20 protein-coding genes and 1 riboswitch are annotated in these 19,157 nt (G+C 43.8%); of the genes, 4 read left to right on the forward strand and 16 right to left on the reverse strand.

Annotated features, from left to right (window positions below; translation table 11 throughout):
• Positions 1-41: 41 nt before the first annotated feature.
• Positions 42-386, reverse strand: a complete 345-nt coding sequence (locus RL70_RS05365; RefSeq protein WP_039042398.1) for an antibiotic biosynthesis monooxygenase — start codon at positions 384-386, stop codon at positions 42-44.
• 541 nt (positions 387-927) lie between these two features.
• Positions 928-1,050 carry a hypothetical protein gene (locus RL70_RS18270; RefSeq protein WP_255352959.1) on the reverse strand — a complete coding sequence of 41 codons (123 nt, stop codon included), beginning with the start codon at positions 1,048-1,050 and terminating at the stop codon, positions 928-930.
• 83 nt (positions 1,051-1,133) lie between these two features.
• Positions 1,134-1,231, forward strand: a riboswitch (SAM riboswitch).
• 76 nt (positions 1,232-1,307) lie between these two features.
• Here RL70_RS18270 and RL70_RS05370 point away from each other — a divergent pair.
• Positions 1,308-1,595, forward strand: a complete 288-nt coding sequence (locus RL70_RS05370) for a hypothetical protein (RefSeq protein WP_039042399.1) — start codon at positions 1,308-1,310, stop codon at positions 1,593-1,595.
• Positions 1,596-1,654: 59 nt separating this feature from the next.
• On the opposite strand, the gene RL70_RS05375 is transcribed toward RL70_RS05370, so the two are convergent.
• The 14 genes from RL70_RS05375 to RL70_RS05440 all read right to left on the reverse strand — a co-directional run bounded on the left by RL70_RS05375 (position 1,655) and on the right by RL70_RS05440 (position 15,929).
• Positions 1,655-2,536, reverse strand: coding sequence for a DMT family transporter (locus RL70_RS05375; protein WP_039042400.1), 882 nt, complete (start codon positions 2,534-2,536; stop codon positions 1,655-1,657).
• Between the two features lie 62 nt (positions 2,537-2,598).
• The gene (locus RL70_RS05380) at positions 2,599-3,375 is read right to left on the reverse strand and encodes a sulfite exporter TauE/SafE family protein (RefSeq protein ID WP_039042401.1); all 777 of its coding nucleotides are present in this window, start codon (positions 3,373-3,375) and stop codon (positions 2,599-2,601) included.
• Between the two features lie 61 nt (positions 3,376-3,436).
• Positions 3,437-3,664 carry a sulfurtransferase TusA family protein gene (locus RL70_RS05385; protein ID WP_039042402.1) on the reverse strand — a complete coding sequence of 76 codons (228 nt, stop codon included), beginning with the start codon at positions 3,662-3,664 and terminating at the stop codon, positions 3,437-3,439.
• 18 nt (positions 3,665-3,682) lie between these two features.
• Positions 3,683-4,804, reverse strand: coding sequence for an MBL fold metallo-hydrolase (locus RL70_RS05390; protein ID WP_039042403.1), 1,122 nt, complete (start codon positions 4,802-4,804; stop codon positions 3,683-3,685).
• A gap of 33 nt (positions 4,805-4,837) precedes the next feature.
• Positions 4,838-5,233 (reverse strand): DsrE/DsrF/DrsH-like family protein, encoded by a 396-nt coding sequence (locus tag RL70_RS05395; protein ID WP_039042404.1) that lies wholly within the window; start codon positions 5,231-5,233, stop codon positions 4,838-4,840.
• A 4-nt stretch (positions 5,234-5,237) separates the two neighbouring features.
• Positions 5,238-5,801 (reverse strand): sulfurtransferase TusA family protein, encoded by a 564-nt coding sequence (locus RL70_RS05400; protein WP_039042405.1) that lies wholly within the window; start codon positions 5,799-5,801, stop codon positions 5,238-5,240.
• Between the two features lie 38 nt (positions 5,802-5,839).
• A complete protein-coding gene (locus RL70_RS05405) occupies positions 5,840-6,136 on the reverse strand; it encodes a rhodanese-like domain-containing protein (protein ID WP_039042406.1) in 297 nt (98 codons plus the stop codon).
• A gap of 543 nt (positions 6,137-6,679) precedes the next feature.
• Positions 6,680-7,066 (reverse strand): DUF302 domain-containing protein, encoded by a 387-nt coding sequence (locus tag RL70_RS05410; RefSeq protein WP_039042407.1) that lies wholly within the window; start codon positions 7,064-7,066, stop codon positions 6,680-6,682.
• A 62-nt stretch (positions 7,067-7,128) separates the two neighbouring features.
• Positions 7,129-8,769, reverse strand: coding sequence for a glycerol-3-phosphate dehydrogenase/oxidase (locus tag RL70_RS05415; RefSeq protein WP_039042408.1), 1,641 nt, complete (start codon positions 8,767-8,769; stop codon positions 7,129-7,131).
• An 84-nt stretch (positions 8,770-8,853) separates the two neighbouring features.
• Complete coding sequence (locus RL70_RS05420) at positions 8,854-9,540, reverse strand: MgtC/SapB family protein (RefSeq protein ID WP_039042511.1); 687 nt, start codon at positions 9,538-9,540, stop codon at positions 8,854-8,856.
• 390 nt (positions 9,541-9,930) lie between these two features.
• Positions 9,931-11,217, reverse strand: a complete 1,287-nt coding sequence (locus RL70_RS05425; RefSeq protein ID WP_039042409.1) for an amidohydrolase — start codon at positions 11,215-11,217, stop codon at positions 9,931-9,933.
• 18 nt (positions 11,218-11,235) lie between these two features.
• Positions 11,236-12,759, reverse strand: coding sequence for an AbgT family transporter (locus RL70_RS05430; RefSeq protein ID WP_052245792.1), 1,524 nt, complete (start codon positions 12,757-12,759; stop codon positions 11,236-11,238).
• Positions 12,760-12,773: 14 nt separating this feature from the next.
• Positions 12,774-14,201 (reverse strand): M20 family metallopeptidase, encoded by a 1,428-nt coding sequence (locus RL70_RS05435; protein WP_082003335.1) that lies wholly within the window; start codon positions 14,199-14,201, stop codon positions 12,774-12,776.
• A gap of 324 nt (positions 14,202-14,525) precedes the next feature.
• On the reverse strand, positions 14,526-15,929 hold the full coding sequence (locus tag RL70_RS05440) for a YfcC family protein (RefSeq protein WP_039042412.1): 1,404 nt from the start codon (positions 15,927-15,929) through the stop codon (positions 14,526-14,528).
• A 114-nt stretch (positions 15,930-16,043) separates the two neighbouring features.
• Between RL70_RS05440 and RL70_RS05445 the strand changes: the two genes are divergently transcribed.
• From RL70_RS05445 to menC, 3 genes are read left to right on the forward strand one after another with little or no spacing between them, the layout of a single operon-like run.
• A complete protein-coding gene (locus RL70_RS05445; protein WP_039042413.1) occupies positions 16,044-16,859 on the forward strand; it encodes a MurR/RpiR family transcriptional regulator in 816 nt (271 codons plus the stop codon).
• A gap of 14 nt (positions 16,860-16,873) precedes the next feature.
• On the forward strand, positions 16,874-18,007 hold the full coding sequence (locus RL70_RS05450; RefSeq protein WP_039042414.1) for a M20 peptidase aminoacylase family protein: 1,134 nt from the start codon (positions 16,874-16,876) through the stop codon (positions 18,005-18,007).
• Complete coding sequence (menC, locus tag RL70_RS05455) at positions 18,007-19,155, forward strand: o-succinylbenzoate synthase (protein WP_197054084.1); 1,149 nt, start codon at positions 18,007-18,009, stop codon at positions 19,153-19,155. The genes RL70_RS05450 and menC overlap by 1 nt, the downstream gene beginning before the upstream one ends.
• The last annotated feature ends 2 nt before the right edge of the window (positions 19,156-19,157 follow it).

The following is a 19,157-nucleotide window of genomic DNA, read 5'->3' on the forward strand; positions in this document are numbered from 1 at the left end:
AAAAAAAACTTTGCACGTGGCAAAGCTTTTTGAATCTATTTTTATTTTGCTGGTAAATGTTGAACCATTGTGACGTACGTAGATAATTCAGTACCAAGAATCGGATTATGCGGTGGTGTACCAGTTTGGTTCTTTTCTTGTTCAGCTCGAATCTTCGCCTTTTCGATTGCACGCTTTTCGCGCCACTCTGTGAAGTATTTTTCGTCTTCCCAAGTCGTGCAAACATGGATCTCATCATGATCTTCAGTATTTTCTTTCATCCACACTTCCATCCGAACAAATCCAGGAAATGTATGGACGGATTTAGGTATCGCGAAGCGTTCTGCAACTTCGGCTCCTTTTCCTTTTTCGATACGGATTACGTTCACTGCTGTCATCTGGCTCATACGAGCGCCTCCTTTGTAGTTGGCAAATCCACTTTTTTTGAGATCATGTGTCACTGCAAACGTGCTAATGACTTCTTACTCAAGCATACGCCTACCCGAATCCCCAGACAACGCTCCTACCACTGAAATAGGGATTTCCCTTGGCTCAATTGTGTCTCGATTCCGATTAATTCTGCGATGTTACCGATTCTTTGCTAGATAATGCCGATTGTTGCCTAGGTGTTGTCGATAACTAACACCAAACTGCCGATAACCGACCCATTCTTGCCGATTCTTCCAAACAGCGGGATTGCCCAGCCTTAAACAAGCGAAGCGCTACCAATTAACCCCTTATGGCAGTTGAATTGTGTCTCGTTATCGAGAAACTTCGCCATGTGTCGGACAAATCATGTGGTGTGATTGAGAAGTTGGCTCGGGTGTCGGAGATATATCTCTATGTGTCGGACAATCACGACTAACTGTCAGACAACGCGTGCGACAATACCTACAGTGAAGCAGCCCCTCCCTAAACAAGCGAAGCGCTACCAATTAATCCCTAAAACTACATGAGTTGTGTCTCGATTCCGATTAATTCTGCGATGTTACCGATTCTTTGCTGGATAATGCCGATTGTTGCCAGGATGTTGCCGATAACTACTACCAAACTTCCGATAACCGTCCCCATCTTTCCGATTCCTCCAACCGAATGGCATATTGCCCTGCCCACCGCGATATGCTACACTTGCTTTAACTAAATGGACGACTCTTTTCTTATCCAGAGAGACCGAGGGACTTGGCCCGATGACGTCTCAGCAACCTGCTCACGCAAGGTGCTGCTGCCAACAGGGAAACCTGGCCGATGAGGAGAATTTGCGCTTAAGCAACTCTTCTCTGTTCGGGGGAAGAGTTTTTTGTTTGGCAAATTTTAGAGGAGTGATCCAAGTGGGTACGATTGAACGATTTACTGCACAAAAGGAACAGGTTATAAAGGAAGAACCACATAGCTCTGCAGGAGCCATGAAGCGTCATCAAACGTTTGCACGTGTACAGCAGGAGATCGATTACTTCGACCAAGGCGATTTACTTTCTAAAAAAGCGTTGCAAAAAGAACTGCAAGAGATTGCGGAATTGCAACGACAGGCTGACGAACTTGCACTGCAGATTCAAACACGCAAACAGAAGTTGCTCAAAGACACGTTCGGACCTGATGCGACTCAACTATTCAAATAACGCAAAAACCCTCTTCCCCACGAAAACTCGTGAGAAAGAGGGTTTTATTCATAACAAAACTATTTTTTCTTTGTCAATTCTGCAGGCACTTCTTCCCCGCCTCGATTGCGTAAAAACATGTAAAATGACGCGCCGAATATAATGAAATAGCCAATGAAGCTATAGACATCCGGAATTTGTCCAAGTAACACAAATCCGAGGATTGCAGAGAACACGACCGTGAAATAGTTGAACACTGAAATCTCTTTTGCCGGTGCGTATTTGTACGCAAGTGTAATCCCGAATTGACCAACTGTGGCGAACACTCCTGCTGCTAGTAAATACACGGTTTGTTGCAGCGACATGGGTTGATAGGTGAAAATCACGAACGGCAATAGCACAACGGTCGTGAATGTCGAGAAGTAAAACACGACGGTGTAAAACTGCTCACGCCCACCAAGTGCTCGTAATACGGTGTATGCACCACCTGCAAAGACTGCGGATAAAACACCAGCTGCATACGGAACAACATCGAGTGAAAACGATGGTTTGATGATGAACAACGTCCCGAGAAACGCGATTAAAATGCTATACAACTGAAATGGTTTTACATGCTCTTTCAAAAATATCGCCGCAAACACAATCGTAAAGAATGGGCTCATTTTGTTCAGCATATCTGCATCTGCGAGTACAAGATGGTCAATCGCGTAGAAATATAACACAATGCCGATCGCACCGAGTGAAGACCGCAATAACAACAGACGTTGGTTTTCACGCTTGCCGAACAGTCTTTCTTTGTAATGAATAACGAAGAAAAATGCAATGAACATTGATACGCCATTGCGGAAAATCGTTTTCTGCATCGTCGGGACATCCCCCGATAACTTCACGAATGCGGTCATAAGTGAAAATCCGAGTGCCGACGCTAATAGTAATAAAATTCCTTTGTTGCGATTTGTCATAAGAGCCTCCGGTTGAAAAACAATACAAGTCGTATCTTATCATACACCGATGACCGAATCAGTTATAACAAATCGCTCCATATATTGATGGCAGTCGCTAAAATCAGCACCGCAAGAATCCATTTCAGCACGTTTGGATTCACTTTTTGTCCGAATTTCGCGCCGAGTGGTGCAGCAATGAGCGCCGCGACAATCAAGACAATCGCCGGTCCCCATAATACTTGCCCCGTTGCGATTTTACCTGTCGCAGAACCAATTGAGGAAATGAATGTGATTGCAAGAGAAGAGGCAATTGTTATTCGGGTCGGTATTGCGAGTACCGTTAACATGATTGGAACGAGCACAAACGCTCCCCCCGCTCCAACAACTCCTGATGCTATTCCGACGACAAAAGCCAGTCCAGCCGCAAGCCACTTATTGAACGTCACTTCACTCGCTGGTCGCTCCTCAACCTTTTTCCTTGGAATGAATAACAGAACTGCCGCCACCACTGCAAGCACACCGTACACCATATTAACCGCTTGCTCAGATAGCAAACTCGAACCTAGCCCTCCGATGAAACTCCCAACTAGAACCGCTCCACCCATATAAAGGATGAGCGTCTTGTGCAGTAGTCCTGTTCCACGATATGCCCAAACTCCCGCAATCGTAGCAAAGAAGATTTCTACTGCACTGATTCCACTCACTTCATGGGCAGTTAACGCGGTTAATCCGAATAACGGTGGGATGTATAGGAGCATCGGATATTTGACGATGGCGCCGCCGATACCTGCCATTCCGGATAAAAACGAACCGACAAACCCGATTAGAAATAAAACGACAATGAAACTAACACTCATCTCTAATACCTTCTTTCAAGAAAAAGAAGGGGGCACACATATCCCCCTTCTCTTTTCAAACTTATCCTTTTTTAATGAAGAATGTATAGACATTGTCTGACTCTGTTTGCTCCAGCAATTCATGTCCACCTGACTTTGTCCAAGCGGTCAAATCAGCTTTCGCACCTTTGTCTGTCGTCTTCACTTCAAGGATTTCTCCTGAGTTGACTTCTTTCATCGCATTGCGTGTTTTTACAATTGGCATCGGGCAAGATAGCCCCGTTGCGTCTAAAAAGTGATCTGCTTTCATTATAAAATTCCTCCTTAGTTATCGAACGGCACAACGATTCGGTCCAATTTCCATCTCTCGCTGTGTTTCAGCGTCTGGAGTGAGCACTCCCATATTGGTTTTTCGGATTTCCTGATAGGCATTTGGCTGTGGGGGCAAGTTTTCAGTTACAAGAACACGGAATTCGTTTTCATCCTCAACTTGCAAGCCGTGGTTTTCTGAAAATAATGTACTTAGTTGCTTAGCAACGCTGCCGTCTGCATTCACTTCTTTCATCTCCATGAAGTGCGCTGGTAGCACGATGAGGTCCTCAGATAACTGTTCATAGCGACTGTAGAGTGTTGTTCGTAAATCTCCTACCCAATCATCCGCCATCCCTGCAAGATCAGGGCGTCCGATCGAATCGATGAACAAAATATCCCCAGTGAGTAAGTAAGCCTTATCCACGACAAACGACGTCGATCCGCTCGTATGACCAGGTGAGAATACCGCTTCTACTGAAGTTTTGCCTACAGTGACGCGAAGCCCATCTGCTAGTTTGTGATAGTCAAAGACGACTTCCTCCGCATCCTGACTCGGCAAGTAATAGGTCGCACCTGTTACTTCGGCAATGACACGTCCACCAGAAATGTGATCCGCGTGCAAATGCGTGTCGAATACGTGCTCAATCGTTGCGCCCTTTTCTTTCGCGAAGTCGAGGAACACATCCGTCATGCGTGTTGCGTCGATGACTGCCGCTTTACCCGCGTCAATCACCATATAAGAGAGACACCCTTTGCCTAGACGGACAAATTGATAGAGTTCTCCACCACTTTTCAACGTGCCCAATTTCACAGGCTCCAAGTATTCACTCCAAGCTTTCATGCCGCCTTCGAGATATGCAACGTCCATCCCCTCATCAGAGAGCATTTCCGCTATCATTTGTGAGGATCCTTCTTTAGCACAGACGACCAGAATATCACGGTCCGCTGGTAATTCTCCTTTGATTTTATCGACACCATCCAATAAATCGAAGTATGGAATATTCAAGTACTCAATAGATTCCCCTTCAATTTTCCAATCTGTAAACGCATCTTCATTACGCACATCTAGGATGAAGAGAGGCTTTTTGTCGATACTGTATCGTGCAACTTCTACTGGTTTCATAATACGAACTGCCATGATTGCTACCCCTTTCTATGATTAATTCACTAGTTAAAACGTTAGTGTCACGTCTGCTTCTTTCGCAAACTCCAGGAATGTTACTGCGCCGCCAACTTCGATACCGTCTACAAATGCGTCAACTTCCAATCCCATAACGTCCATTGTCATTTGGCACGCAATGAATTTCACACCAAGCTCTTGCGACATCGCAATCAGTTCTGGAATGGCTGGTACATTTGCATTTTTAAATCCTTCTGCAAAATGCTCTTTCCCTTCAGGTAGTGGAAGGTTGGCTGATGCTTGTTTGTGGATCAAGTTCAACCCTTCAAACGTGAAGAAGATTGTTACCTCGTGTTCGCTTGCAGCCGCTGCAGTAGCGATATTGAATACTTTGTATGCGTCAAAAAGTTCTCCATTTGCTGCGATAATTGCTGTACGTGTAGTCATGATTTCAGTTCCCCTTTTTTGTTTGTTTTGTCCACTCGGTCATGCCAGGCACGACGTTGTATAGGTTTTTGAATCCGTTTTCTGCTAGTTGTATTCCTGCGATTCCACTTCTTCTGCCTGTTTGACAGATGAGGTATATGTCTTCGCTTTTGTTCAATTCATGCATTCGTGATTCGATTTCACTTAATGGAATATGAAGTGCATCTGGAATATGCTCTTCTTGGTATTCCTGCTCTTCCCGCACATCAACGATTGTGAGTGATCTGTCTTCTTCCACTTTTCTCACAAAAGACTCCAAATCCATTACAGGAATTTCTTCTTTCACTTCAATCAGAGCACTATCTTTTTTCAAGAAGTGATGCAGCACATTTCCTTCTATTTCAGTTCCTAGATAGGCATGACCTGAACTCGTGGCCCACGCTTTTATATCAGCTGTAGAACCTTTGTCAGTCGCTAATACTTCCAGTACGTCCCCCGGTGACAAACCCTGGATTGCTTTTCGCGTGCGCACGATTGGCATCGGGCATGCAAGCCCTTTTGCATCTAGGGTATGAGCAGTTTCAATCATACGATCGCCTCCTTTTTCATCTGTAAATGCAAATGTATTTATTCAGTAGAACCGTCCCAAGCCATCATTCCACCTATCATGTTCGTTGCTTGGTAACCGTGATCTTCAAGAAGTTGCACGGCGCGACCACTGCGTCCACCTGAGCGACATACCATAATGTAGTTTGTTGCTTTATCCAAGTCTTGTAGTTTGAATTCAAGAAGACCAAGCGGAATGTGTGTAATTCCAGGAATCCTGCCACTTTCAACTTCATCGGTTTCTCGCACATCAATCAAATGAATAGGTTGCTTATCAGCTAGTAGCTGTTGTACTTCTTGTGGTGTTATTTCTTTCATTGCTATCTTCCGCCCTTCCAATTACCCGTAGGGGTATAATTATGGTCAAAAAATATACGCGGGATTATATACCCTACACCGTATATTACACAGTGTATCTTTGATTGTCAAAGAACGTGTTTTGCCTGTTTGGGAAATTAGATGCCCTTCATGCTCTTGGGAGGGCAAGTTTATGATCACTTTCCGTGATTTATGAGCGGAATCTCAGCTTTATGATCACTTTCCATGATTTATGAGCAGAATTTCTACTTTATGATCACTTCCCATGATTTATGAGCAGAAACTCAACTTTATGAGCACTTTCCATGTTTTATGAGCGAAATCTCAGCTTTATGAGCACTTTCCGTGATTTATGAGCGGATTCTCAACTTTATGAGCACTTTCCGTGGTTTATGAGCGGGATCTCAACTTTATGAGCACTTTTCAAGATATATGAGCAATCTACAACTTTCACAAACACTCATGCAGGTTGACTAGCTCCTTCTCCCTCTAACACAGCAAAAAACGCCTCCATCTAAGGAGGCGTTTAGGATGCTACGGGCATTATTCAGCGGCTTGATTGATGCACGTGATCAGTTGTTGCTCAACTTCTTTTGCAGTGGTAAGTATACGTTCGTCACCAAAGCCTTCCATCAGTTTCGTAGGCAAAGGCATGGCAATCTTAACAGCTTCATCTTCTTCAAACACGACAATCTTACATGGTAAGAAGGCTCCTGCTAGCAAATTCTCATTCAATACATTTGCTGCGATAGAAGGTTTGCACACTTCAAGAACTGTATACGGCGCTGGCGGCTGAACCCCTTTCTCCTCCAGTTTCGCACTCAAGTCAAAGTTCCAAAGCACCCCAAATTTTGCTTCTTGCAAGGACGCTTCAATCGCTTGTATCGCTTCGTTTCGTGTTTTAGTAGTTTCTTTAACATATGTGCTCATAGTTACTTCCTCCTCTACTTAAAGCCTGTCCTTAATTTCCCCTAAAAGACTAGCTAGTAAACTTACCCCTTCGCGTCTGCTAGCCTTGCTTCGAGTTCTTCACTGTACTGGTTTGTTTGTTCACTTGACCAATCAAGAACTTCCTTCATATAAGAAATGACATCCTTTTTCCATTTCTCGACCCAGTGAATATCAAAGAATATGGCACCTGTTCTGCGCATGAAGTAATCTACTGGTGTTATCGCCATTTCATACTCAATTGCATAGAGCAATGTCAGTTGGATAGCGAGTGGAAGTTGACTAGATGGATTTACACGACTCACGAGTTGTGCGACTTGGTTTGTATTTGTACCATACATGGATGCGATATTGAGGCCATCCTGGAAAGATAAACCGAGTTTCGTCAGTTCTTTGGCACGATCTTCCACATATGCTCGGTAGTCTCTGGATCTATTGAACTCGCCGCCTGATAGACGCAAATTTTTCGTCACGCAAGGACCTACTTTGACGCCTTGAACCTTCAATTTCTTGCTTATAATATCGGTGATTTCTTCCGCCATTTTCCTATATCCAGTCAACTTGCCACCCGCGATGGTTAACAAGCCTGTGGATGATTCCCACACTTCGTCTTTCCGGGAAATTTCTGATGTTCCTTTTCCTTCTTCTTGGATGAGCGGACGCACGCCTGCCCATGTAGACTCGACATCATTCATTCCGACAAACGCCTTCGGAAACATTGTAGTGATTGCGCGTAATAAGTATTCTTTATCTTCATTAGTCATTTTAGGGTTTTTCAGATCAGCTTCATAGACTGTGTCTGTAGTGCCGACATACGTTTTCCCATTGCGCGGAATTGCAAAGATCATTCGACCGTCTGGCGTGTCAAAGTAAATGGGCTGATGGAGTGGCAATACGGAACGATCGAATACTAAATGGACGCCTTTCGTCAACAGCAATTTGTTCCCTTCCACTTTTTCGTCAAGATCCATCACTTGTTCCACCCACGGTCCTCCCGCATTCACGACAATTGTGCCGTGCGCATTGGACGATTCGTCCGTGAGCTGATCGACCAACTTGACGCCATTCACTTTCCCTTGTTTATCATACAAAAACCCAGTAACTTTTGTGTAATTAATCAAATCTGCCCCTTGCTCATAGGCTTTTTTTGCGACCTCTATCGTTAATCGGGCATCATCTGTCCGATATTCCACATATTCGCCACCACCAATTAATCCTTCCTCATTCAGCAGTGGTTCATGTGTGAGCACTTCTTCTTTCGTTAGCATTTTTCTGCGTTCAGACTTTTTCACGCCTGCTAGAAAATCGTACACTTGAAGACCAAATGACGTCGATCGTTTGCCGAACGTTCCGCTTTTATAAAAAGGTAGTAGCATCCATTCCGGATGGGTCACGTGAGGTGCATTTTCATAGACAATTGCACGCTCTTTCCCAACATCCGCAACCAGCTTCACTTCCAATTGTTTTAAGTAGCGAAGGCCGCCATGAACCAATTTCGTTGACCGGCTTGAAGTTCCCGCCGCAAAGTCTTGCATTTCTATAAGTAGCGTTTTTAGCCCACGCGATGCGGCATCCAACGCAATTCCGGTTCCAGTAATACCGCCGCCAACGACGATGACATCGTAATGCGCGTTCGTAAGTTGTTGTAAAATATGAGTTCGATTCGTGTGCGAAAATGGCTTCATGAGCAAATCGTCTCCTTTTTCTAGACCGTATTAATAGATTCTCTCCTTACTGTACGCGTTCCGTTGTGCAAAGTCCTGCATTTACTAGGTCATGACTTCAACTGTGTGAACGAATTCAATTTGTTTAATTAAATTATAGATTTCTGGAAGGGTCCTTTTGGCAGACACTCTTGCTTTGATCTCCAACAAATGCATATCTTCCTCATCAAGATCTTTAATACGGGATTGAAAGATTTTAAATCGTTGACGTTGTAATTCCAGCATCACCGTTTCGATACTCGACTGTTCGTTCACTTTGATTCGGAATGTAAGTTCCTGGTAACGCAACCGTTTTGGTCCGTATTTAATAATAATGTATGGGATCAGTTCGACACTCAGGATGAGTAATAACACGCCGAAAATGGCTTCCATGTAAAAACCTGCACCTACTGCAATCCCAATTCCAGCCGCTCCCCAAATCATAGCAGCTGTTGTTAGCCCAGAGATTCTCTCATTCCCACGGCGTAAAATTACACCAGCACCCAAGAAACCGATACCCGATACAATTTGTGCAGCTAAACGGAGAGGATCCATCTGAATTTTGACTCCGCTCATACTATCCGGAAACGTGTACGCCGATTCAATGGAAACAATCGTCAACAAGCAACTTACGATGCTAATAACAAGACTCGTTTTTAATCCTAGCGGTTTACTTTTCAGTTCCCGTTCCAATCCAATTATTAACCCAAGTACTGCAGATATGCTCAACTTCATGATCATTTCTGCTTCCATCCAAAAGTCCATTTGCCCCACCTCCTGAACCGATTGTTTCTATAAGTGTATTTTCAGTGTACTCGAAGAATGCCACAACATGCTAGAAAGTGAATACAGATGTGTAGTTTCGTAGGCGATCTATCTCGCTGCAAGGCTCCTTCCAGGTTCTCCGACAGTTGTGGGTCATTGTCCGACACCCCCCTGCTTTCTCCGACACTTGGGTGAAGTTCCCGATCACCTCTGGCCATTTCTCCGACACCTAGCTCAGTTTCTCGATAACCAGACACAATTCAAACGCCCAAAGGGATTTATTGGTAGCGCTCCGCTTGTTTAAAGATGACCTATCTCCGCATCAAAAAATCCCCATCCTGACCGTTTCATAAACGGCCCGACCGGGGATCTGTTATTCTATTCTCTACCATTCAAAGCAAGTACAGTCCGATACAATACATCGACTGCCACTGGCAATGTATCTTCCTTAATGTCAAAGCGTTCGTTGTGATGACCCGCTGCGAGCTCTGTACCAAAAATACAGTACGTCGCCTGGCCGTGATTCTTTTTCACGCTTTCCATAAAGTAGGTCGCGTCCTCAGAACCTGCAGATGCATTATCAGCATTGTGCACTTTCGTAATACCCATCGTCTCATTTGCTACTGCACCGACCATTGCGGCCAGACCTTCTGAGCATTTGCAACTGATAGCCTCACCGACGATGTCGATTGAACACTCCACGTCATACATGACAGCCGCACCACGCAGTACGTTTTCTGCTTGACTGCGAATGAAGTCATTCACAGCGGAAGTTTCACCGCGAGTCTCTAATTTCATAGATGCCGTATCTGCAATGACGTTACGTCCACCGCCACCTTTGAGTTCACCAACATTCACACGAGACGTTCCTCCTGAGTGACGAGAAATCGCGTGCAAATTCAACGTTGCGCTGGCAGCTGCGAGTAACGCGTTCTTCCCTTCTTCCGGCTGCGCTCCTGCGTGAGATGCACGTCCTTTGAAAGTCACATCCATTTTCGTAGACGCCATAAATCCGTTCGCCGCTGAAACAAACTCACCGTGCGGAACACCTGTGCCGATGTGGATTGCAATGAAGAAATCCGCATCATCGACCACACCTGCTTCTGTCATCGATTTCGCACCGCGAGCCCCTTCTTCAGCCGGTTGGAATACAATGCGAATTGTTCCGTTAACGCTTTCCGGATCTTCCGCTACCAGTGTCGCAAGCCCAAGTCCTATTGTCGTATGTGCATCATGTCCACACGCATGCATGGAGCCTTCTGCGATGGAGCGGAAACCAAGTTTGCCAGGAACGTGTTCATCATCTGTAGATTCAACTATCGGTAACGCATCCATATCAACACGAAACACAGTGACAGGCCCTGGACGTCCTGAATCCCATTCCGCGACAACACCTGTAAATCCTTCTTCAAAATAAGGCAAGAACTCTTCGACTGCTCCATTTTCAGCAGCCCACTGTACATGAGCTGCAATCTGTTCATCTGAAGGTTTACCTAATATTTCATCTTCAACCATTACATCTTTTCCGAGTCGGACATCAAATCCGAGACGCGTCACTTCCGCTGCAACTATGGAAGCCGTCCGCATTTCCAAAAAACCTTGCTCAGGATGACGGTGCAAATCGCGTCGCCATTCTGTTAGTTGTTCGTGTAACTTTACAACCATAATGCTCCCTCCTAACGGTTACTTCAAAAATGGTGTAACGCCTGGTCCGAATGGAATGCCTGCATAGAAGAATAACAGAATGAGCAAAATCCAAGCAATCAAGAAACAAATTGAGAATGGAAGCATTAGAGAAATGAGCGTTCCGATTCCTGCTTTTTTATCGTATTTCTGCATGAATGTCAGAACGACAACCATGTAAGGTAATAGCGGAGTAATGATGTTTGTCGATGAATCGGCAACCCGATATGCGACTTGTGTAAATGCTGGGTGATAACCGAGTTGCATGAACAGTGGGACGAAAATCGGTGCTTCCAATGCCCACTTTGCAGATCCGGAGGTAATGAGGAAGTTCATAAGTGCCGTGAAAATAATGTAGCCAATAATGAGACCCATTCCAGTAAAGTTGATAGATTCTAAGAACATCGCTCCGTTTACTGCGATCCATGTTCCAATGTTTGACCATCCGAAGTAGGCAATGAATTGTGAAATCGCGAAGATCAGCACGATATAGCCTGACATGTCTTTCATAGACTCAGCCATATAACCCGCGATATCTTTTCCGCTCTTAATCTTCCCAACCGATATTCCGAATGTAATCCCTACTACTAAAAATAGGAATAGAATAATTGGAACAATCCCTGAGATGAACGGCGATGGAATCATTGTGCCACCTTCGCCTCGAAGCGGACTGTTTGGCCAAAAGATTCCTACTACAAGGATTGCAACATATAAGAGTCCTGCAATTACTGCGTTGCGTAAGGCTTTTCCTGACCGTGGATCTTCTTCTTCCACTTCCAATTCAACAGCATCGCCTTTGTATTTTCCTAAACGCGGCTCTATGAATTTAGATGTGATAAATCCTGCAAGCAATGTAAGCATGAATACAGAAACAATATTGAAATACCAGTTATCAACTGGAGTTACGATTATTGAGTCATCTACAATCTTCGCAGCTTCTGTTGAAATACCAGAAAGCAAAGCGTCCGTTCCAACGATGAATAGGTTCGCCGTAAATCCAGCACCCGCTGAAGCATAACCAACTGCTAGACCTGCGAGTGGGTGACGTCCTACTTTGTAGAAAATCATTGCAGCAAGCGGTGGAACAAGAAGCATCGCTGCGTCTGACGCAATGTTCCCCATAATCCCTACGAATGCGACCGCATATGTAAGCAACCAAGGGGGCGACTTCATAATCGATTTCTTTATAGCATAATCGAACAAGCCAACTTTTTCAGTAAGACCAATCCCTAGCATCATCGCAAGCACGATACCAAGTGGTGCAAAGCCTGTAAAGTTCGTAATCATGGATTCTAGAATGTACTTTAATCCTTCACCCGAGAGTAAGTTGTTGATCGGCAATGTTTCTCCTGTACCTGGGTGCTTCACCGATGCGTCAAACAGACTGAAGATGAACGATGCAATCATGACCGCTACGGCCATGCCTACGAATAGAATAAACGGATCCGGTAAACGGTTCCCCACTCGTTCGATGCCGTTCAATGCTTTGTTAAAAAACCCCTTCTTTGCTGTTTCCACTCTCATTCCCCCTATTCTTTTCAGCTACCGAGCGGTGAAGGCTGAACGCCTTCAGGTATCGGACATGTGTATGGATTTTCTTTGGCAAACTCGACAAACTCATCTCGAATCGGCGCCAGTAAATCTGTGTTTTCAAAAATTTTGAGTGCTGTGAGTGCCATGGATGCCCCTGCTCGCAGCATTCCTTTATGTGCATTTGACGATAACCCTTGGCTCGTCATCTGCCACGTATGCAACGGTGTTCCTAGGGCTGATGTAGAAGTCGACAATTGTGCGGTCGGCAAAATCCAGCTAACATCCGATACGTCTGTAGACGCCGTCAAAATTTCAGTTGTAATTTCATAAGGTGCAATGCAATCCGAGACGTATTTCCCTAGGAATTCAGAACCATCCCCTACATAGCCAAACCCTTTCATCACGCCAAGGTAATCTTTCTGCTCTGGCTTTGATAGCGATTCAAAGATTCCTTTTGCATACTCTTTTTCATCATCCGTCGGCGGCTCAATTCCGATTTCTTGTAAGCTTTCATACAAAATCTCTTCAAGTGCCCGGTTCGGAATGTAGTTCGAGCAGGCTTTATCCACTTCAACGGTTACTTTAGTTTCCGTCATAAGGGCTGCTCCTTCTGCAATTTTGTTCACTCGCTCAAACAAATCCATGACACGTTCTGTATTGACATCACGAACTAAGTACAACACTTCCGCATTCGCTTGAACGACGTTTGGTGCAAATCCACCTGTATTCGTAATGGCATAGTGAATGCGTGCCTGGTCCGGCATATGCTCTCGCAAATATTGAACACCCGTATTCATGAGTTCAACAGCATCCAGTGCACTACGACCTAAATGCGGTGAGTTCGCGGCATGTGATGGTACACCTTTGAAACGGTAAAACACTTGAATGTTTGCAAGTGTGCTCAAACTCATAATGCTGTTTGTTGGTGATGGGTGCCAAGTGAGTGCAAGATCAGTTCCGTCAAATACTCCCTCACGCGCCATGAACGTCTTGCCGGAACCCCCTTCTTCCCCAGGACAACCGAAAAATTTCACAGTGCCTGGAAGCTTATGCTCTTCTAAATATGCTTTCGCTGCACATGCTGCCGCAAATGCACCGGTTCCGAGTAGATTATGTCCGCAACCATGACCAATATGACGCTCCCAGCGTTTTTCTTCGACAGAGCTCGGTTCCTGACTTAGCTCCGGCAACGCATCGAATTCTCCCAGAAATCCAATGACTGGATGCCCTTGTCCAAAAGTCGCTGTGAATGCGGTTTCAATTCCGCCAACACCGCGTTCCACTATGAATCCTTGCCGCTCACATTGCTCAGCCAAGTACTTGGCTGATTCATATTCCTCAAAACGTGTTTCAGGATGATAAAAAATGTATTCGCTGACTTGTTCAAAATAAGTAGCATGCTGCTTTAAATAGTCTTTTGTGAATGCGTGCAAACTCACTTGCCTCTCCCCCTTTAATATATTGAATACAAATAATAGACTGACTATATAGTAAATAGTATTTCAAGATTCGTCAATACACGACATATAATTTGTTAAAAAATGATTATCAGAAAAGAAAAAGTAGAACTATTCATCCATCCTACTATTTTTTCAAGAAAGGTAGACCTTTAAATTTCCCCTTTCAATAAATAAAGTGAAAAAAATAGAGCTGTCTCAAAAGTTCATGGAACAACATTTTGAGACAGCCTATTCCGAGTTTTGTGTATCAAGTTAGTAATTGAAACGAACTACCGTCAAGGGGATTCTGCTTCCAGGTTACATCGGACCCCAATTAATCAGTACGCCTATAATAAGGAAGATAATTCCCAGGACAGTCCAAATCAGTAACAGTGGGAAAACGAAGCGCACCCATTTCGTCCATGAGATTCCTGCGATCGCTAAGTTTGCCATAAGAATCCCTGAAGTTGGTGTGATGACGTTTGTAAACCCGTCTCCCATTTTGTATGCCTGAACTGCTACTTGACGAGGAATTTCCATCAAGTCGGCGAGCGGAGTCATGATTGGCATGACGATAACTGCCTGACCACTTCCTGATGAAACGAGAATATTAAACAATTCGTTTGCTATGAACATGACCACAGCACCGCTGACACTTGTAAATGGAGTCATTACGTGCGCCATTCCATTAACGATGGTGTCCAGAATGTTCCCTTTTTCAAGAACAACAACGATTGAACGAGCCATACCAATAATCATGGCACCATAGACTAATCCTTTCGCACCCTCGAAGAACTCTAAAACTAATCGATTTGGTGTTAATTTTGCAATGATTGCAGTTCCGACAGCAATGATTAAGAAAATAGCTGCCATTTCATTTAGTGACCACTCGAATTTAAATACGCCGAATACATAGGTAGCGATACCTAAGACCAGCCAGATAAGTACTAACTTATGAGTGCCTGTAATTTCGACTTCTTTATTTAACTCATCACGTTCTTCAATTTTCGGAAATGGGTTTGAGCCCAATACACTTTTCGAAGGATCTTTTTTAATCTTTTTCACATACCAAGAGACATACAGTATTGTCGTTAATAGAATGACGATATAAATAATAATACGATATCCGATTCCTGAGAATAAGGGCAACTGAGCAATTTGTTGTGCAGTCCCTGTTGTCAGTGGATCTAGAAATGCCGTATTAAATCCTGCGTATGCTCCCAAGTAAATAATTGAGACACCCACTACAGCATCTAACTTCATCGACCTCGCTAAAATGATTCCAATAGGGATGAACGCAATAACGGCATTTACGATAATTCCTAAAGTTCCGAAAATAGAAAACAGAACCATTACAATTGTGATCAAGACAAGCTCTTTGTTCTTCGTCTTCTCAATCGTTTTTAAAATCATGGCGTCAATCGCGCCTGTCGATTCAATAACTGCAAACGAGCCGCCAATGATTAACACTAAAAAGATTAGTGGCGCAGAACTGATCATTCCTTCCTGTATCGCAAGAAATACATCAATGAGACTGGCCGGTGTGCTGGCAACCTGTTCGTATCCATCCGGAACGACAACTGTAACTCCATCAACTTCCTCCCGTTGAAACTCCCCTGCTGGAATGATATACGTCAAAACAGCCATAAGTGCCAGTATTAAAAAGAGAATTACGTATGCATCTGGAATGCCTATCTTTCTTTTCCGCTTTTCTTTCTCCATCAAAACACCCCTTTCTGAATTGTCGTAACATTTCGTTGACTAACACTATAGTAAAGCTTATAATTCATTTTGACAATAATAATTTATAAGATTCATTCGAAAGTTGGAGAGTTCATGGACTTTAAAGAAAAAACAAAGGCGGCGTATCCAGATTTAACCTCAGGCTTAAAAAAGGTCGCTGAAGCTTTATTAATTAACCCAATTATGTTTGCAACACATCCAGCAAAAAAGATTGCAAGTTTAATTGACGTTAGTGAAACGATGATTATCCGGTTCGCAAAATCAATTGGCTATCCTGGTTTTGGAACACTACAGACCGAAATCCAGAGAAGTCTTCTGTCGCTCACGCCACCAAGTGGAGTCGAACCCCACGCCGTTTCCGATCCTTATTCAGGAGTGATGGAAAGCGATAGTAAAAATATTGCTCAAATCGCAAACCAATTAGATTGGAAGACCACGGAAGCAGTTGTAGACCATTTATCCGCTTCTGCTTCTGTGAAAATAGTTGGTTATTACCAATCTTATGCCTATGCCCATTGGTTCTCTTTTTTACTCAATAGTTTACTGGGCAATACATCGCTCTATCATCCGGAGACTGAAATTGGTATTTCTACTTCCGGTAAAGAGAACTGCGTCGTACTTTTTTCATTCTATCGGTATGCGCTTGGTTCAATCCGACTAGCAAAAGAAGCGAAAGAGCGAGAGAACACCGTTATTATCATTACGGATTCGCTCGTGAGTCCGGCCAATGAGTTTGCAGATTATACCCTTGTCATACCGATTTCCCAGAAATCGATTTTGGAAAAGGGACCTGTGACGTTTTCATTTTTGAACAGCATCCTTCTTCATATTGCCAAGAAAAATGGAAAGCTTAGTTTTGTAAACCCGACGAGCAATTATTTCATCAATGAAGACACTGATAAAAATTGAAAAGGAGTTTTAAAATGACCTCATTCAGCAAAGAGAAAGTATCCGAAACATTCGCTCACTTACATGCTAATCCTGAATTGAGCTGGAAAGAGATTAAAACGACAGAATTTGTTAAACAAAAGCTAGAAGAAGCTGGCTGCAAGGTTCGTGTCTTCGAGGATTGCACAGGAGTTATTGGGGATATTGGGAGTTTTGACAAAGGGAATCTAATCATCGCTTTAAGAGCGGACATGGATGCTCTATGGCAAGAAGTCGATGGAAAGCTTCAGGCGAATCATTCATGTGGTCATGACGCCCATATGACCATGGTTCTAGGGGTACTCTGGAGACTGAAAGACACTCCTGAGTTACTTGAAAATATGGGCGTCCGCTTCATATTCCAGCCTGCTGAAGAAGTCGGCGCCGGAGCGTTGAAACTTGTCGAACACGGTGTCGTGGATGACGTAGATTATTATTACGGGATCCATTTGCGTCCTTTCCAAGAAACAGAAAACGGTAAGGCAGCCTCAGCTATTATTCATGGCGCGACCGGTTCTATTGAATTGGAGGTGCGCGGGGATGATGCACACGGAGCACGTCCACATTTGAATTCGAATTCGATAGAGGTAGGAACGTACTTAGTGAACGCCATTCATACGATCTATCTAGATCCTACAATTCCACATTCAGCAAAAGTCACTCGTTTCCAAGCGGGAGGACTAAATACCAATATCATTCCCGGTAACGCCTCATTGGCAATAGACATTCGAGCTCAAACGAACGAGCTGATGGAAGAGTTACAAAAGAAAGTATACGCAGTGATCGACTCTGCAAATGAGCTGTTTGAATCTAGTGTGAAAATCACTAATGAGCATGGAATTGCAGCAGCTTGCGTAGATGCTGATGCACAAAAAATCGCACAGCGTGCAATTGAAATGAGCCTTGGTAAGGAAAATACTGTAGAGCCCATTCTTACACCAGGTGGAGACGATTTCCACTTTTACACCATCAAAAAGCCGCATTTAAAGGCAACAATGATCGGGCTAGGTTGTAATTTATCGCCCGGTCTCCATCACCCAAATATGACATTTGATAGAGATGCGATGTACAACGGCATTGACATCTTGACGACCATTGTCAAACTACACGCTGAAGGAGGCGTTGAATGATGCAATCTATCCATATTAAAGAGGTAATTCTCCACCATACGAAGGTATCGCTAATTGCCCCATTTACAACGAGTTTTGGAACAATGGAGCAAAAAGATGTTTGCCTAGTCGAAGTAGTAGATGATACAGGGGTTTCCGGCTGGGGAGAAACCGTTACAAGTAACGAGCCTTATTATAATGAAGAGACTACCGCAACAACCGTTTACATGTTGAAAGAATTTCTTATCCCTCGTATGTTGAAGAAAGAGATTTCTCATCCTAACGAAGTACACGATATGCTGTCGTTTGTTAGAAGAAATAATATTGCAAAAGCGGCGATTGAGACTGCAATTTGGGATGTATTCGCTAAGAAAAATCATACATCCATTGCAAAGTTACTCGGTGGATCACAAACAGAAATTGCAGTGGGTAAGAGCATCGGTATTCAAGACACTCCTGCTAAATTGGTTGAAAAGGTCCGAGAGTTTGTTGATGAAGGTTTTAAAAAAATTAAAGTGAAGATTAAGCCTGGAGCAGACATAGCATATCTAAAAGCTGTTCGCGATGCATTCCCAACTATCCCTTTGATGGCGGATGCAAACTCAGCTTATACACTTAAAGATATCGACCACTTAAAAGAGTTGGACTCCCTGAACCTTATGATGATTGAACAACCTCTAAGCCATGACGACATTGTGGATCACCGGATCTTACAAAAAGAACTCACAACTCCTGTCTGTTTAGACGAGAGCGTTCACTCACTTGACGATGCGCGTAAGGCGATTGAATTAGGCAGCTGTAAAATCATTAACATTAAGATTGGACGCGTCGGTGGCTTATATGAAGCAAAACGTATTCATGATTTATGTATGGAACATGACATTCCCGTTTGGTGTGGAGGAATGCTAGAAACAGGGATTGGACGTGCGCACAACATCCAGCTAACTACGTTAAAAAACTTCACGATTCCCGGTGACACAGCGCCATCAGCACATTATTGGAAAGAAGACATCGTGACACCGGAAATTGTAATGAATCACGGTATCATTCAAGTTCCTTCCGGAGATGGAATTGGGTACGAAGTGGATCGGGATAAACTGAGCAAGGTATTGATCAGTTCTGAACGTATTACTGAAGTTGATACGACTCATCCAATACCTAGTGCGTGACT

The organism is Sporosarcina sp. ZBG7A, from assembly GCF_000813425.1.
GTDB lineage: Bacteria > Bacillota > Bacilli > Bacillales_A > Planococcaceae > Sporosarcina.